Annotated in this window: 11 protein-coding genes and 1 pseudogene; 6 read left to right on the top strand and 6 right to left on the bottom strand. The window is 70.6% G+C overall.

What is annotated here, in order from left to right; genetic code table 11:
* Positions 1-186: 186 nt before the first annotated feature.
* A pseudogene (locus tag JAO81_RS39935) lies at positions 187-378 on the bottom strand (VOC family protein); the annotation flags it as partial.
* A 70-nt stretch (positions 379-448) separates the two neighbouring features.
* Positions 449-3,592 carry an isoleucine--tRNA ligase gene (gene ileS, locus JAO81_RS39930; protein WP_199552915.1) on the bottom strand — a complete coding sequence of 1,048 codons (3,144 nt, stop codon included), beginning with the start codon at positions 3,590-3,592 and terminating at the stop codon, positions 449-451.
* Between the two features lie 608 nt (positions 3,593-4,200).
* Between ileS and JAO81_RS39925 the strand changes: the two genes are divergently transcribed.
* From JAO81_RS39925 to JAO81_RS39905, 5 genes are all read left to right on the top strand, one after another.
* Positions 4,201-5,178, top strand: a complete 978-nt coding sequence (locus tag JAO81_RS39925) for a TraR/DksA family transcriptional regulator (protein WP_199552914.1) — start codon at positions 4,201-4,203, stop codon at positions 5,176-5,178.
* Positions 5,179-5,245: 67 nt separating this feature from the next.
* Positions 5,246-5,836 (top strand): signal peptidase II, encoded by a 591-nt coding sequence (lspA, locus tag JAO81_RS39920; RefSeq protein ID WP_199552913.1) that lies wholly within the window; start codon positions 5,246-5,248, stop codon positions 5,834-5,836.
* A gap of 76 nt (positions 5,837-5,912) precedes the next feature.
* Complete coding sequence (locus JAO81_RS39915) at positions 5,913-6,857, top strand: RluA family pseudouridine synthase (RefSeq protein ID WP_199552912.1); 945 nt, start codon at positions 5,913-5,915, stop codon at positions 6,855-6,857.
* Complete coding sequence (locus tag JAO81_RS39910) at positions 6,854-7,345, top strand: GNAT family N-acetyltransferase (protein ID WP_199552911.1); 492 nt, start codon at positions 6,854-6,856, stop codon at positions 7,343-7,345. Before JAO81_RS39915 ends, JAO81_RS39910 begins: the two co-directional genes overlap by 4 nt.
* A gap of 179 nt (positions 7,346-7,524) precedes the next feature.
* Complete coding sequence (locus tag JAO81_RS39905) at positions 7,525-9,111, top strand: Na+/H+ antiporter (protein WP_199552910.1); 1,587 nt, start codon at positions 7,525-7,527, stop codon at positions 9,109-9,111.
* A 19-nt stretch (positions 9,112-9,130) separates the two neighbouring features.
* On the opposite strand, the gene JAO81_RS39900 is transcribed toward JAO81_RS39905, so the two are convergent.
* A complete protein-coding gene (locus JAO81_RS39900) occupies positions 9,131-10,225 on the bottom strand; it encodes a mechanosensitive ion channel family protein (RefSeq protein ID WP_199552909.1) in 1,095 nt (364 codons plus the stop codon).
* 30 nt (positions 10,226-10,255) lie between these two features.
* Here JAO81_RS39900 and JAO81_RS39895 point away from each other — a divergent pair, with 30 nt between their 5' ends.
* Positions 10,256-10,825, top strand: coding sequence for a dienelactone hydrolase family protein (locus tag JAO81_RS39895; protein WP_199552908.1), 570 nt, complete (start codon positions 10,256-10,258; stop codon positions 10,823-10,825).
* A gap of 82 nt (positions 10,826-10,907) precedes the next feature.
* Here the strand turns inward: JAO81_RS39895 and JAO81_RS39890 are convergent, their stop codons facing one another.
* The 3 genes from JAO81_RS39890 to JAO81_RS39880 form a co-directional block, all read right to left on the bottom strand.
* Positions 10,908-12,137 carry a hypothetical protein gene (locus JAO81_RS39890; RefSeq protein ID WP_199552907.1) on the bottom strand — a complete coding sequence of 410 codons (1,230 nt, stop codon included), beginning with the start codon at positions 12,135-12,137 and terminating at the stop codon, positions 10,908-10,910.
* Between the two features lie 96 nt (positions 12,138-12,233).
* Positions 12,234-13,784 carry a serine/threonine-protein kinase gene (locus tag JAO81_RS39885; RefSeq protein ID WP_199552906.1) on the bottom strand — a complete coding sequence of 517 codons (1,551 nt, stop codon included), beginning with the start codon at positions 13,782-13,784 and terminating at the stop codon, positions 12,234-12,236.
* A 115-nt stretch (positions 13,785-13,899) separates the two neighbouring features.
* The gene (locus JAO81_RS39880; protein ID WP_307814182.1) at positions 13,900-14,826 is read right to left on the bottom strand and encodes a zinc metalloprotease; all 927 of its coding nucleotides are present in this window, start codon (positions 14,824-14,826) and stop codon (positions 13,900-13,902) included.
* Between the last annotated feature and the right edge of the window lie 7 nt (positions 14,827-14,833).

Raw genomic sequence — 14,833 nt, 5'->3', positions numbered from 1 at the left:
CCCCGGGGCTCTCCCCGGGGCCCGGCCCTTTTGTATGCCTGGAGCTGTGCAGGTGTGCGGCGGTACGGATCGCCGAAGCGGCGATGGCCATGGATCCACCGGATCGGGTGGCGGTGGGGTGCGGGTTGCCGTGGGTGCCGCTCTTTGCGGGCGCTACGGAGCCAGCGTGCGAAGGACACAGAATCGCACCTTGGCGAAGAACACGGTGGGCGGCATCTGGCGGGCCCGCACGTCCTCGACGGTCGGCGACCAGGAACCGATCTCGACCTGGTCCTCGCTCCGGTCGATCACCTTGAAGTCCAGGACCTCGCACCAGAAGGCCGCCTGGAGCTCCGGATCGTGGCAGTCGATGCCCAGCTCGGTGAATCTGCTCGCCACGCAGGGCGGGGGCGGGCCGCGGGGGAGGGCGGGTCGGCCGGCCCCGTGGGGGGGGGGGGGGGCCGGGGGGCTACCCCTGCGCCTTGCGCAGGCGGAAGTCCAGGCCCAGGGCCTCGTCCTTGAACGTCTCGCCGAACGAGTCGTCCGCCTCGCCCTCGGCGTAATCCACGGCCAGGACCTCGTCCGCGATCAGCTCGGCATGCTCGTTCAGGGCCTCGGTCATGGCGTCGTCCGAGGACGACCAGCGCACCGCGATGCGGTCCGCGACGTCGAAGCCGCTGTTCTTGCGGGCCTCCTGGATCAGGCGGATCGCGTCACGGGCCAGGCCCGCGCGGCGCAGCTCCTCGCTGATCTCCAGGTCGAGCGCGACCGTGGCGCCGGACTCCGAGGCCACCGACCAGCCCTCGCGCGGGGTCTCCGTGATGAAGACCTCGTCGGGGGTCAGGGTCACGGTCTCGCCGTTGACCTCGACGGTCGCTGTGCCTTCGCGGAGTGCGAGGGAGAGCGCTGCCGCATCCGCGTTCGCGACCGCCTTGGCCACGTCCTGGACGCCCTTGCCGAAGCGCTTGCCGAGGGCACGGAAGTTGGCCTTCGCGGTCGTGTCGACCAGAGAGCCGCCGACCTCGCTCAGAGAAGCGAGGGACTGGACGTTGAGCTCCTCGGTGATCTGCGTGCGCAGTTCCTCGCCGAGCTGCTCGAAGCCGACCGCGGCGATCAGCGCACGCGACAGTGGCTGGCGCGTCTTGACGCCGGACTCGGCACGCGTTGCGCGGCCGAGTTCCACCAGGCGGCGGGCGAGCAGCATCTGCTGCGAAAGCGACGGGTCCACAAGGGACTTGTCGGCTTCCGGCCACGTCGACAGGTGGACCGACTCCGGGGCGCCCGGCGTGACCGGCACGATCAGGTCCTGCCAGACCCGCTCGGTGATGAACGGGGTCAGCGGGGCCATCAGGCGCGTGACCGTCTCGACGACCTCGTGCAGCGTGCGCAGCGCGGCCTTGTCGCCCTGCCAGAAGCGGCGACGGGAGCGGCGCACGTACCAGTTGGAGAGATCGTCGACGAACGACGACAGGAGCTTGCCGGCCCGCTGGGTGTCGTACGCCTCCATGGCCTCGGTGGTCTGCTCGACGAGCGCGTTCAGCTCGGAGAGCAACCAGCGGTCCAGGAGCGGGCGTTCGGTCGCGGCCGGGTCGGCGTCCGAGGGGGCCCACTTCGACGTACGGGCGTACAGGGCCTGGAAGGCGACCGTGTTCCAGTACGTGAGGAGGGTCTTGCGGACGACCTCCTGGATCGTGCCGTGGCCCACGCGGCGCGCGGCCCACGGGGAGCCGCCGGCTGCCATGAACCAGCGCACCGCGTCGGCGCCGTGCTGGTCCATCAGCGGGATGGGCTCCAGGGTGTTGCCCAGGTGCTTGGACATCTTGCGGCCGTCCTCGGCGAGGATGTGGCCGAGGCAGACCACGTTCTCGTAGGAGGACTTGTCGAAGACGAGCGTGCCGACCGCCATCAGCGTGTAGAACCAGCCACGCGTCTGGTCGATGGCCTCCGAGATGAACTGCGCCGGGTAGCGCGACTCGAAGAGCTCCTTGTTCTTGTGCGGGTAGCCCCACTGCGCGAACGGCATCGAACCCGAGTCGTACCAGGCGTCGATGACCTCCGGGACGCGCACGGCGGTCTGCGTACAACCGTCGTGCGTGCAGGTGAAGGTGACGTCGTCGATGTACGGGCGGTGCGGGTCGAGCGCCGACTGGTCGGTGCCGGTCAGCTCGGAGAGCTCGCCGAGGGAGCCGACGCAGGTGAGGTGGTTCTCCTCGCAGCGCCAGATCGGCAGCGGGGTGCCCCAGTAGCGGTTACGGGACAGGGCCCAGTCGATGTTGTTGTTCAGCCAGTCGCCGAAGCGGCCGTGCTTGACCGAGTCGGGGAACCAGTTGGTCTTCTCGTTCTCTTCGAGGAGGCGGTCCTTGACGGCAGTTGTACGGATGTACCAGGAGGGCTGCGCGTAGTAGAGCAGCGCGGTGTGGCAGCGCCAGCAGTGCGGGTAGCTGTGCTCGTACGGGATGTGCTTGAAGAGCAGTCCGCGCTCGTCGAGGTCCGCGGTGAGCTTCTCGTCGGCCTTCTTGAAGAAGACGCCGCCGACCAGCGGGACCTCGGGCGCGAAGGTGCCGTCGGGCAGCACCGGGTTCACGACGGGGAGGTCGTACGCCTTGCAGACCAGGAGGTCGTCGGCGCCGAACGCGGGGGACTGGTGGACCAGACCCGTACCGTCCTCGGTCGTCACGTACTCGGCGTTGACGACGAAGTGCGCCGGGGCCGGGAACTCCACGAGCTCGAACGGACGTTGGTAGTTCCAACGCTCCATTTCGGCGCCCGTGAAGGACTGGCCGGTGGCCTCCCAGCCCTCGCCCAGGGCCTTCGCGAGCAGCGGCTCGGCGACCACGAGCCGCTCGGTGCCGTTCGTCGCCACGACATAGGTGACGTCGGGGTGTGCGGCGACCGCCGTGTTGGACACCAGGGTCCAGGGGGTCGTCGTCCAGACCAGGAGAGCGGCTTCGCCCGCCAGAGGTCCGGAGGTGAGGGGGAAACGGACGAAGACCGACGGGTCGACGACCGTCTCGTAGCCCTGCGCGAGTTCGTGGTCGGACAGACCCGTGCCGCAGCGGGGGCACCAGGGGGCCACGCGGTGGTCCTGGACCAGGAGGTCCTTGTTGAAGATCTCCTTCAGGGACCACCAGACCGACTCGACGTACTCCGGGTCCATGGTGCGGTAGGCGTCGTCGAGGTCGACCCAGTAGCCCATGCGCGTCGTGAGGTCGGTGAAGGCATCGGTGTGCCGGGTCACGGACTCGCGGCACTTGGCGTTGAACTCGGCGATGCCGTACGCCTCGATGTCCTTCTTGCCGTTGAAGCCGAGCTCCTTCTCGACGGCGAGCTCGACGGGCAGGCCGTGGCAGTCCCAGCCGGCCTTGCGGCCCACGTGGTAGCCGCGCATGGTGCGAAAGCGCGGGAAGACGTCCTTGAAGACGCGGGCCTCGATGTGGTGGGCACCCGGCATGCCGTTGGCCGTCGGCGGGCCCTCGTAGAACACCCACTCGGGGCGTCCCTCGGACTGCTCGAGGCTCTTCGCGAAGATCTTCTGCTCGCGCCAGAAGTCGAGCACCGCGTGCTCGAGGGCGGGCAGGTCGACCTGGGCGGGTACCTGCTGGTACTGCGTCATCTGTCGTCCTCCGGCGGATGTGCTGCCTTCCGTCGGAGGGACGAGTGCCTGCAGCTCTTGGCGCAGGGCTCCCGCGGTACCACCCTCCTTGGCCCCTCGGCGTGCGCCGACGGACCCCCTCATTGGGGTCGCGATGCCGGGTCTACTGGCCGCTGCCCTCGCTGCTCGCGTCCGGCTGCGGCTTTCTTCCGGCGGCTCCGGGGTGATCTTCACGTTCGCGCTCGCCCCCGGGCTCACACCGTCCCCGGGTCGCTCCTGGCTGCGTACGGACGCTACTCGTCCCCATCGATGCCTTTTCGCAGTGCCCAGTGTACGGGGCCCGGGGCGGCTCGGCCGACCGGTTTCCGGGCTCCGGACGGGTATCGGGCAAGGATCGGCAGGTGGGCGTGGAGTGACCCGAATGCCACACGGCGGCTCCTGGGGATCCGGCCAGGGCACAGTCGCGGATTACGGCGCGGGGAGCTGGGCACAACCGATGCAGACCCGTCGCGTGGGTGGTGCGGGGCGGGTGGATCGGGCGGCGTGCCCCGTTGCCGCGGGCCTGGAGTCGATTTATCGTCCCAGCACGATTCGCGAGCAAGATCACAATATGTGAAGGGGCCGCGGCCATGGTGGCGAAAAAGACCGCCGAACAGCATTCGGCGTCGAGTAGATCCACTTCCGCGGCGAAGGACGTGAGCGGCAAGAAGTCGACCGCGGCCGCGGCACCTCGTACGGACAAGGCGGCGGCGTCGGGCAAGGCGGCGTCGGGCAAGGCGGCGTCGGGCAAGGCGGTGAAGTCGACGGCGGCGGTGAAGGAGACCGCGGCCGAGAAGACCGCTGTGAAGACGACGGCCACGAAGACGACGACGGCCAAGAAGGCGGCCGCGAAGACCACGGCCGCGAAGAAGAGCGCGACGCAGGCGGGTGCCGCGAAGAAGACCGCGGCGAAGGCTCCTGCGAAGAAGGCCGCGGCCAAGAAGGCCGCGGCCAAGAAGGCGGCGGCCAAGAAGACGGCGGTCAGGAAAGCGCCGGCCAAGAAGGCGGCGGCCAGTAAGGCGCAGAGCAAGCCGGACAGCAGCGAACAGGCCGCGAAGCAGACAGGAGCCAGGTCGGTGGGTGTGAAGAAGGCTGTGAAGACGGTCGAGACGGTCGCCTCGGGCAAGGGCGGCGGTGCGGTGCCCAAGGCGCGCAACGTGGCGGCCGAGCCCGGTGAGCTCGCGGTCCGCCCCGGTGAGGACGCGTGGACTCCGGAGGAGGTGACCGAGGCGCGTACCGAGCTGCAGTCGGAGATCCTGCGGTTGCGCTCGGAGATCGCCACCTCCGAGGAGGCGCTCGCTGGTCTGATGCGCGACTCGGGCAACGGTGCCGGTGACGACGACGCCGACACCGGCAGCAAGAACATCACGCGCGAGCACGAGATGGCGCTCGCGAACAATGCGCGCGAGATGCTCGAGCAGAGCGAGCGGGCCCTGGAGCGGCTCGACGCGGGGACGTACGGACTGTGCGAGACCTGCGGCAATCCGATCGGCAAGGCACGGATGCAGGCCTTCCCGCGGGCGACCCTGTGCGTGGAGTGCAAGCAGAAGCAGGAACGCCGTACTTGAGTCTCGGACGCCGCAGGTATGTGTCGTACCCTCGTGCTCAGTCAGGCATCTAGGTTGAGGGACTCACGTGGCAGAGGCGGAGAGCATCATCGGTACGCCGGATGTTGAAGGCGCGGAGCCGGAGCAGGACCCGCAGGCCGAGGGAGTCCAAGAGGACGGGAAGGCGCCCAAGGGCGGCCGCAAGATCGTGGCGCTCTTCGCGGTCGCCGCGGTCGCCTATGCGCTCGACCTGATCAGCAAGATGATCGTGGTCGCCAAGCTGGAGCACCACGAGCCGATCGAGATCGTCGGCGACTGGCTGCGCTTCGAGGCGATCAGGAACGCGGGCGCCGCGTTCGGGATGGGCCAGGCCTTCACTGTGATCTTCACGTGTATCGCCGCCGCCGTGATCGTGGTGATCATCCGGCTCGCCCGCAAGCTCTACAGCCTGCCCTGGGCCATCGCGCTCGGTCTGCTGCTCGGCGGTGCGCTCGGCAACCTCACGGACCGCCTGTTCCGTGCGCCCGGTGTCTTCGAGGGGCATGTCGTCGACTTCATCGCGCCCAAGAACTTCGCGGTGTTCAACCTGGCGGACTCGGCGATCGTCTGCGGCGGCATCCTGATCGTGATCCTGTCCTTCAAGGGCCTCGACCCGGACGGCACCGTACACAAGGACTGAGGTCTTACGGCCGCCCCTTTCGGGCCCTGGGACCGCTGCGGACGAGGAGTCCGCGGCGGTCCGTCATACTTTCCAGGTGAGTACACACCCCGAGACCCGCAGTCTGCCCGTACCCGACGGCCTTGAGGGCGAGCGCGTCGACGCCGCCATCTCGCGCATGTTCGGCTTCTCCCGCACCAAGGCGGCCGAGCTGGCTGCTGCCGGAAAGGTGCAGGTCGACGGGGCTGTGGTCGGGAAGTCCGAGCGGGTGCACGGGGGCGCCTGGCTCGAGGTCGAGATGCCGCAGGCGCCCGCGCCCGTGCAGGTCGTGGCCGAGCCCGTCGAGGGCATGGAGATCGCGTACGACGACGACGACATCGTCGTGATCGTGAAGCCCGTGGGCGTGGCCGCGCACCCGTCGCCGGGCTGGACCGGGACCACCGTGATCGGCGGTCTCGCGGCGGCCGGCTACCGGATCTCGACGTCCGGTGCGGCCGAGCGGCAGGGTGTAGTGCACCGGCTCGACGTCGGTACGTCGGGTCTGATGGTGGTCGCCAAGTCGGAGCGCGCGTACACCTCGCTGAAGCGGCAGTTCAAGGAGCGGGTGCCGGAGAAGCGGTACCACACGCTCGTGCAGGGGCATCCGGACCCGCTGAGCGGCACGATCGACGCTCCCATCGGGCGGCACCCGCAGCACGACTACAAGTGGGCCGTCACGGCCGACGGCAAGCCGTCGGTGACGCACTACGACCTGATCGAGGCCTATCGGTCGGCTTCGCTGCTCGATGTGAAGCTGGAGACCGGCCGTACGCATCAGATCCGGGTCCATATGTCGGCTCATCGACACCCGTGCGTGGGCGATCTGACCTACGGCGCCGACCCGACCCTCGCCAAGCGCCTCGGGCTCACGCGGCAGTGGCTGCACGCGGTGAAGCTCGGCTTCGAGCACCCCGGCGACGGGCAGTGGGTCGAGTTCGCGAGCGGGTACCCGGCCGATCTGCAGAAGGCCCTCGATCTGATCGCCGCGGAGACATACCGGTGAGTTCGCAGGGCGGGGACGCGCGTTTCGTCGTACGGGAAGCGGTGGCCGACGAGGACCGCGCGGCGTGTTTCCTCGTACGCAAAGAGGTCTTCGTGGGCGAGCAGGGTGTGCCCGAGGAGATCGAGTACGACGCGTACGACGCCGGGGCGGTCCATGTCCTCGCCGTCCGCGCCGAGGACGGGCTGCCGCTCGGGACCGGGCGGCTGCTGTTCGGTGCGGCGGGGGTCGCCAAGACCGGTGACGCCGCGGTCGGTTCGCTGGGCCGGCTCGCGGTGGCGAAGCCCGCGCGGGGGCTCGGGGTCGGGGTCGCGCTGGTGCGGGCCATCGAGGAGTGTGCCGCCGCACGGGGGCTCACCGCGGTGGACCTGCACGCCCAGACCCATGCGCTGGGGTTCTATGAGCGGCTCGGGTACGAGGTGTACGGGCCGGAGTTCCTGGACGCTGGGATCGAGCATCGCGCGATGCGGCGGGCCTTGAACGAGCGATGACACGGGTTTCGACCGCGCCATGAGGCGGGCTTCGACCGCGCCATGAGGCGGGCTTCGACCGCGCCATGAGGTGGGCGTTGGTGGCATGGCCGGACGGCTCGGCCCGGGGCCGGGCGGGAATGTCCGGTTTGCGTGGCACCCTTGGGGGCACGTGATCTTGGCGTGCGACCGGAGGCCCCGTGGAACAGTTGGCGTTGCTTTTCGTGCTGCTGCTCGGGGCCGTGGTCAGTGTGCCGGTCGGGGAGCGGCTGAAGCTGCCGGCGCCCGTCCTGATGACGCTCGCCGGGATCGTGCTCGCGTTGCTGCCGTTCGTGCCCAACGTGGAGATCAACCCCGACTACATCCTGCCGCTGGTGCTGCCGCCGCTCCTGTACGCCGCCGTGCAGCGGACCTCCTGGCGGCAGTTCGCGGCCAACCTGCGGCCGATTCTGCTGCTCGCCGTGGCGCTGGTGTTCGTCACCACCGCGGCCGTCGCCCTGGTGGCCAATGCCCTGGTGCCCGGACTGCCGCTCGCTGCCGCGCTCGCGCTCGGGGCGCTGGTCGCACCGCCCGACCCGGTGGCCGCGACCGCCGTCGCCGGTCAACTCGGGCTGCCGCGGCGGCTGGTGTCGATCCTCGAAGGGGAGGGGCTCTTCAACGATGTGACGGCGATCGTGCTCTACCACGTGGCCATCGCCGCCGCCGTGAGCGGAACCTTCTCGCTGCCCCAGGCCGCCCTCGAACTCGTGCTGTCGGCCGTCGTCGCCGTCGCGGTGGGTGTGGCGCTCGGCTGGGCGACCAACAAGCTGATCGGGCTGCTCGGGGACGCCACCTTGCAGGTGGGCCTCACGCTGCTCGTGCCGTTCGTCTCGTACGTGGCGGCCGAGGAGTTGAAGGGCTCGGGAGTGCTGGCCGTCCTGGTGACCGCGCTCTTCATCGCCGAACACGCCGCGGACGCAGACGACGTGATGGGGCGTCTGGTCAATCGCAGCTTCTGGGAGATCGTCGACACCCTCGTCACCGGGATCGCCTTCGGCCTGATCGGCCTCGAACTGCACAACGCGATCTCGGCGGCCTCCGGCCGCTGGGTGGAATGGAGCGGCTGGGCCGCGGCCATCGTCGGGGTGGTCGTGTTCGTGCGTCTGCTGTGGCTGCTGCCGGCGACCTGGCTGGCGAAGAAGCTGCACGACCGGCGTGATTACGACGAGGAGATCCCCGTCAGCTGGCGCGAGACCGTCGTCATGTGGTGGTCGGGCATGCGCGGTGTGGCATCGGTCGCGCTGGCCCTGGCCATTCCGCTGAAAATGGACGACGGTTCGCCGTTCCCCGGGCGGGACGAGATCGTGTTCATCGCGTTCGGGGTCATCATGGCCACCCTCGTATGCCAGGGGCTGACGCTGCCCTGGCTGGTGAAGAGGCTCGGGGTCGAGGCGGACGCCGAGGCCGAGGACGCCTTCGAGGTGGAGCTGGCGCTGCGGGCCACCAAGGCGGCGAAGGCGCGGCTCAAGGAGATCGAGGCCGTCGAGGAGCTCTCGCAGGACTCGATGGACCAACTGATGCGCGCCGCCCTCGACATCGGGATGCGTATCAACCCCGACATGCTCGACGACCACCGCAAGGAACACTTCGCCGAGCGGGCCGCCAAGATGAAGCGGATGCGCTCCATCCGGGGCGAGATGCTGTCGGCCGCCCGGCACGAAGTGCTCTCCGCGCGCAGCGAACCCGGCGCCGATCCGGAGATCGTCGACCGGGTGCTGCGGCATCTCGACGTACGCAGTCTGCGGTGAGCCCGTCGGGGCTCGATTCCTAGCCCCGCCCTGTCCTCGGAGCCGTACCGTCCGGTGCCGAGTGGTCCGTGGCGCCGTTCGGCGACGGGGTCGCGAAGGCCGTCATGACGCGGGGCAGGGCGTAGGGGTGGTGGTCGGCCAGCCAGCCGACGAGCTGTTCGCGGATCGTCACCCGTACCGTCCAGATGTCGTCCGCGTCCTTGGCCGTGGCCAGAGCGCGGACCTGGATCGTGGTGGGCGTGGTGTCGGTGACCGCGAGGCCCCAGTCACGGCCGTCCCAGGCCGGGCATTCGCGCAGGATGTCGTGGAGCTTCTCGCGCATCTTGGCCACGGGCGCCATGTGGTCGAGGTGGAAGAAGACCGTTCCGGTCATCTGGGCGCCGCCGCGGGACCAGTTCTCGAAGGGCTGCGAGGTGAAGTACGAGACCGGCATGGTGATCCGGCGCTCGTCCCAGGTCCGTACGGTCAGAAAGGTCAGCGTGATCTCGTCGATGGTGCCCCACTCGCCGTCCACCACCACGGTGTCGCCGAGCCGCACCATGTCGCCGAACGCGATCTGGAATCCGGCGAAGAGATTGCTGAGCGTGGACTGCGCGGCGATGCCCGCGACGATGCCGAGCACACCGGCCGAGGCCAGCATGGACGTGCCGACCGTGCGCATCGCGGGGAAGGTCAGCAGCATCGCGGCGACCGCCACCACGGCGACCACCGCGGTGACCACGCGCATGATCAGGCTCACCTGGGTGCGGACCCTGCGGAGCCTGGCCGGGTCGTGGCTGCGGGACGCGTAGTGCGCGTAACTGGACTCGACGACCGCCGCCGCGATCCGCACCACCAGCCAGGCGCAGGCCCCGATCAGGACCAGGCTGAGCGCCCGGCCGATGCCCGCGGTGTGGTCCTCGAATACTTCGGCCTTCTCGTACGACCCCCTCAAGAGTGCGATGAGCAGCACACATTGCAGCGGTAGCCGGCAACGGCGCAGCAGCCCCCACAGCGGAGTCTCGGTGTGGCGGGCGTCGGTACGGCGCAGGAGGCGGTCGACGAGCCAGCCGATGGCCAGCGTAATGACGACCGCGGCGCCGATGACGATCAACGGGCGCAGCACGTTCTCCATGCCTCCGAGGGTAGGTGGCACGATGGCCTCATGAACATCATGCTTTTCCATTCGGTCTACGGCCTGCGCCCTGCTGTACAACAAGCCGCCGACCGGCTGAGGGCTGCCGGGCATGAGGTGCAGGTACCCGATCTCTACGACGGCAAGACCGCGGAGAACGTCGAGGACGCCAGGAAGATCAAGGAAGAGATCGGCACGGACGAACTGCTGCGCAGGGCCGTCGCCGCCTCCGCACCGTACTCCGACAGCGGTCTTGTCTACGCCGGTTTCTCGCTCGGGGCGGCGCTGGCGCAGAACGTCGCCCTGGCCGACGACAAGGCCCGCGGTCTGCTTCTGCTGCACGGCACCTCGGACATCGCCGACGATGCCTCGGCCGACGATCTGCCGGTGCAGCTGCACGTGGCCGACCCTGATGCCTTCGAGCCGGAGGACTGGCAGAACGCCTGGTATCTGCGGATGCGCCGGGCGGGCGCCGATGTCGAGGTCTTCCGTTACCGGGGTGCCGGGCACCTCTACACGGACCCGGACCTTCCGGACTACGACGCCGAGGCGGCGGAGGAGACCTGGACGACGGCGCTGGGCTTCCTCGAGACGCTCTGACCGGTCGCCCGGAGGCTTCCACGAGTCGCACTGACCGGTCGGCCCGGAGGCTTCCGAGTCGCTCTGGTAGCGGCGCGCCCCGCTACCAGTAGAGGGCCGAGACGGGGCCGAGGCGTTCCCAGCGTCCGCCGTCCCGCGCGGTCCACCGGTGCAGCCAGATGTCGTGCCCGAAGCCGAAGGTGTGGCCCTGGTCCTGGCCGCTCGGATCGAACCAGCCGCCGAGGCTGCGTCCGATCTGCTCGCCGACCCCCTCGCGCAGCCCGCCGGCCATCGCGTCGGGGTCGTCCGGCACCCTGCCCCGGCCCTCGTACCAGACGGTCCGGTACATCCGGACGAGCACCTGAGCCGCCTCGTACTCCTCCAGCGCTCCGGGCCGGTCGGGCAGCCGCACCAGCCACGGGCACCGCTCGGTGTTGCCCCGTTGGCAGTCCTTCTCGCGTACGGCGCCGGGGGCGACGGTGTCGACGCGGTGCACGGTGATGCCGGCGGGCACCGGGCCGGGTGTCCCGTGGTCGGTTTCGTAGCAGGGGCTTTGGATGCCGGGGGAGTGCAGGACGGTGCCGCGGTATCCGGCTCGGCCGAGCGCGCGCAGATCGGCGGCGAGCGTGGAGCGCGTGCCCGAGAGGTGGACGGCGGTGCGGCCCTTGTCCCGGGAGAGCGCGGCCCGCAGTTCCCCGGCGGTCATGTGGGCCGGCCGCTGGATCTCCACGGTCACCGCGGCGGGCTTCGGTCCGCCCCACGCGGGGTCGGCGCCGCGTTCGCCCAGCTGCTCGGCAATCTCGGCGTCGGTGCCCCACGCGCCGAACACGAGCAGCCGCTGCGTCCGTTGCTTCTTCGCGAGGTAGGTCCTCAACTGCCAGCCCACTTCGGCGACTTCGGGAGCGACGGTCGCGGTGAAGCCCTCGCCGGGGCCCGGTGGCTCGTCCGGGCGGCAGGTGCCCACCACGGGGACCGGGCTGCCGGCCATGTCCTCGAGCGGCTCGTCGGCGACCACCGCCACGAGCCGCGGGTGGGTCCTGCGCAGTGCTCCTGCTGTCAGCCCGTCCCGTGGCCGTACCGCGACGAACTCCAGCGGCAGCCGGCCCGGCGACTTGTTGTCCCGCAGCAGTGCGCGCAACTCGTCGAGGGCGACGCGGGCCGCCGCGGCCCGGTCCCGCGAGGCGTGGGCGGTGACGACGGCGATCGTGAACGGCCGCGGCTTCCCGGTCGTCTCCGGCTCGGCACTGTTCTCGTCCTCCGTGCCGCCCGTGCCCCCGGCCAGCGCGAGCGCGATGAGTGCCGCCAGTGCCGCGACCGCGATCAGTACCTTCAAGGTTTTGCGCCATTCCCCCATACATCAGACGGTACGGGCGGAACTGGGGCCTCGGCAGGGCGAGTTAGCGGCAGAGGCTGATCGGCAGGACCGGCCCTAGTCGCGCCTGCACGTACCCGACGGCGCGGCGGCCGGCGGGTAGCACTGCAGCGCGAAGTCCGCGGAGTGCGCGCTGATGTAGCGGCCGACGCACTCCTTCCTGTCCGTCAGGCCCCGCTCGGCGCAGTACGACAGGGCGGCGCGCCCGTCGGGGAACGGGCCGGTGTAGAAGACCCAGAAGCCCGGCCTGAGCGACGCGTAGTCGTCGCTGAGCACATACGTCGTCTGCGGCACCGTCTCCCGCAGCTTCGCGAGGCGCCGGTCGCGCGCCGCCTCACCGCTCGAAGCCGGTTCGGAGTACAGCATCGCCACCCACTGCCCGGCATCCGGGATCGCGCCCGGGGAACCGGACGGCGGCGGAGTGCCGGACGGTGGACGCGTGGTGGGCGGCTTGCCGGACGGACCCTCGGCCGCGGCCGCGGGGGGAGCGCCGGTGCCCGTCCCCCCGTTCTTGCCCTGCCCGCCGGCGCCCCCGTCGCCGCGCAGCGCGAACACCAGCGCCGTGGCCGCCACCACCGCGACGGCCACGGCCACGACCGCGACGATCACCGGCGTACGACCGGACGAGCGCGGCGGTGCGGGCCGCACGGTGGGGGACGGTTCGGGGCGCGGATCGTCGAGCCGTGGGGGCGCCGGCGGAGCGGGCAGCAGTGGAGTGGGCGCCGTCAGGGTCGGCCGCTCGGGCCACCGGGGTGTCCGCCCCGCCTCGACCTCGGCCAGCATCGCGTCCAGCCGCGCCGCGTCGGGCCGCGCCGCCGGATCCCGTACGAGGAGGGCCTCGAGCACCGGGGCAAGCGGGCCCGAACGCACCGGCGGGACCGGCTCGTCGAGCACCGCGGCCAGGGTGGCCAGCGTCGTGGCCCGGCGCAGCGGGGAGACGCCCTCCACCGCCACGTACAGGACAAGGCCGAGCGACCACAGGTCCGAGGCCGGATCGCTGTCCGTGCCGCGGATGCGCTCGGGGGCCATGTACTCGGGGGAGCCGACCATCTCTCCGGTCTGGGTGAGGGCCGTGGAGCCCTGGAGCGCGGCGATGCCGAAGTCGGTGAGGACGGCTATGGGGGCACCTCCCTGGTCCTCAAGACCTTGGGGGACATTCGCGCGCAGCATCACGTTGGCGGGCTTCACGTCCCGGTGCTGTATCCCGGCGGCGTGCGCGGCGCGCAGCGCGGAGAGCACCTGGCGCCCGATCCGGGCGATCTCGGGCGACGTCAACGGCCCCTGGGCCAGGCGGTCCTGGAGCGTGGCGCCCGGCACCAGCTCCATCACGATCCAGGGGTGGGCGTACCCGCCGGGCTCCAGGATCTGGTGGATCGTCACCACGTGCGGATGGCTGAGCCGGGCCAGCGCCCGCGCCTCGCGCAGGACGCGCTCGCGCAGCACGGTGTTCCGCTCGATGAACGCCGGGTCCACGGGCCGGACTTCCTTGAGCGCCACCTCGCGGTCGAGGGCGGTGTCGCGGGCGCGCCAGACCGTGCCCATGCCGCCGCTGCCGAGCCGTTCGATGAGCTCGAAGCGGCCGTCGATGATCTGGCCTGGCGCACTCATGCCGCCGGTTCCCCCTCTGCCCCGTGTGTCGCAGCTCAGAGTAGAGGGGGACGTTCCGCGGTGTGCGGCGGGTTCCGTCAGGCGGTAGGCGGTAGGCGGTGTGCGGCGGGTTCCGTCAGGCGCGGTACGCGGCCCAGCTGTCCTGCATGCGCTTGGCCTGGCCCGCGGTGAACTGGTACATGCAGCTGTCGTACGTGTAGTCCATGTAGTTGTGGATCGGGTCCACGCCCGGCTTGCGGGCGCAGGTGTCCTGGCCCTCGGGGCAGGCGAAGGCCGGCTCCTTCTCGGCCGCCGTGTCGTCGACGTAGTCGCCCTTGCCGTTACAGCCGCCCTGGAACGTGTGGTAGAGCCCCATCCAGTGGCCCACCTCGTGCGTGCCGGTGTCGCCCTCGTTGTAGTTGGCGGCCGAGCCGCCCGGCAGCGAGGTGTCCAGGACGACCACGCCGTCGCCGGAGGGGTCGGAGTTGTACGAGGAGGGGAAGGTGGCCCAGCCGAGCAGGTCCTGGCCGAGGTTCGCGGTGTAGAAGTTGAGGGCGCCCGCATCGCCCTTGCGCAGAGTGGACTTCATGGCCTTCTCGGCCGCCGAGTTCGGCGTGATGCCGCGGTACCAGGAGGCGTTGTCGGTGTAGTCCGTGCCGGCCAGCGTGAACTGGAAGCCGGAGTCGGCGTTCCCGGTGCCCTGGCCGCCGAAGCCGGCGTTCAGAACCGCCAGTTGCTCGCCGATGTCGGTGGCGGTGAGCTTGCCGGTGTCGCCGTTGTGGATGACGTGGAAGTACACCGGAACGGTGGTCGCGGCCGCCGTGGTGGAGCGCTGACCGCTCGCGCGCAGACGGTCGAGTCTGCGCTGCAGATCGGCGTCCATGGCCTGGGCCCTGGCCGCGCTGACCTCGTTGGGCTCGTCCGCGTGCGCGGCGCCCGCCTTGGACTCACGGGCCGCGCTGACGTGGGTGTCGTCGCACTCCCCGGCCTGGGGCGACGGGCTCGCCGTGGCGGGTCCGCCCGCGGCGGAGGGGGGGGGCAGCAGCAGCGGTCCCTCCACCACGGCCCTC

It is taken from the genome of Streptomyces sp. N35 (assembly GCF_016464295.1).
Lineage (GTDB): Bacteria > Actinomycetota > Actinomycetes > Streptomycetales > Streptomycetaceae > Streptomyces.
This window is presented reverse-complemented; position numbering and strand designations above follow the sequence as displayed.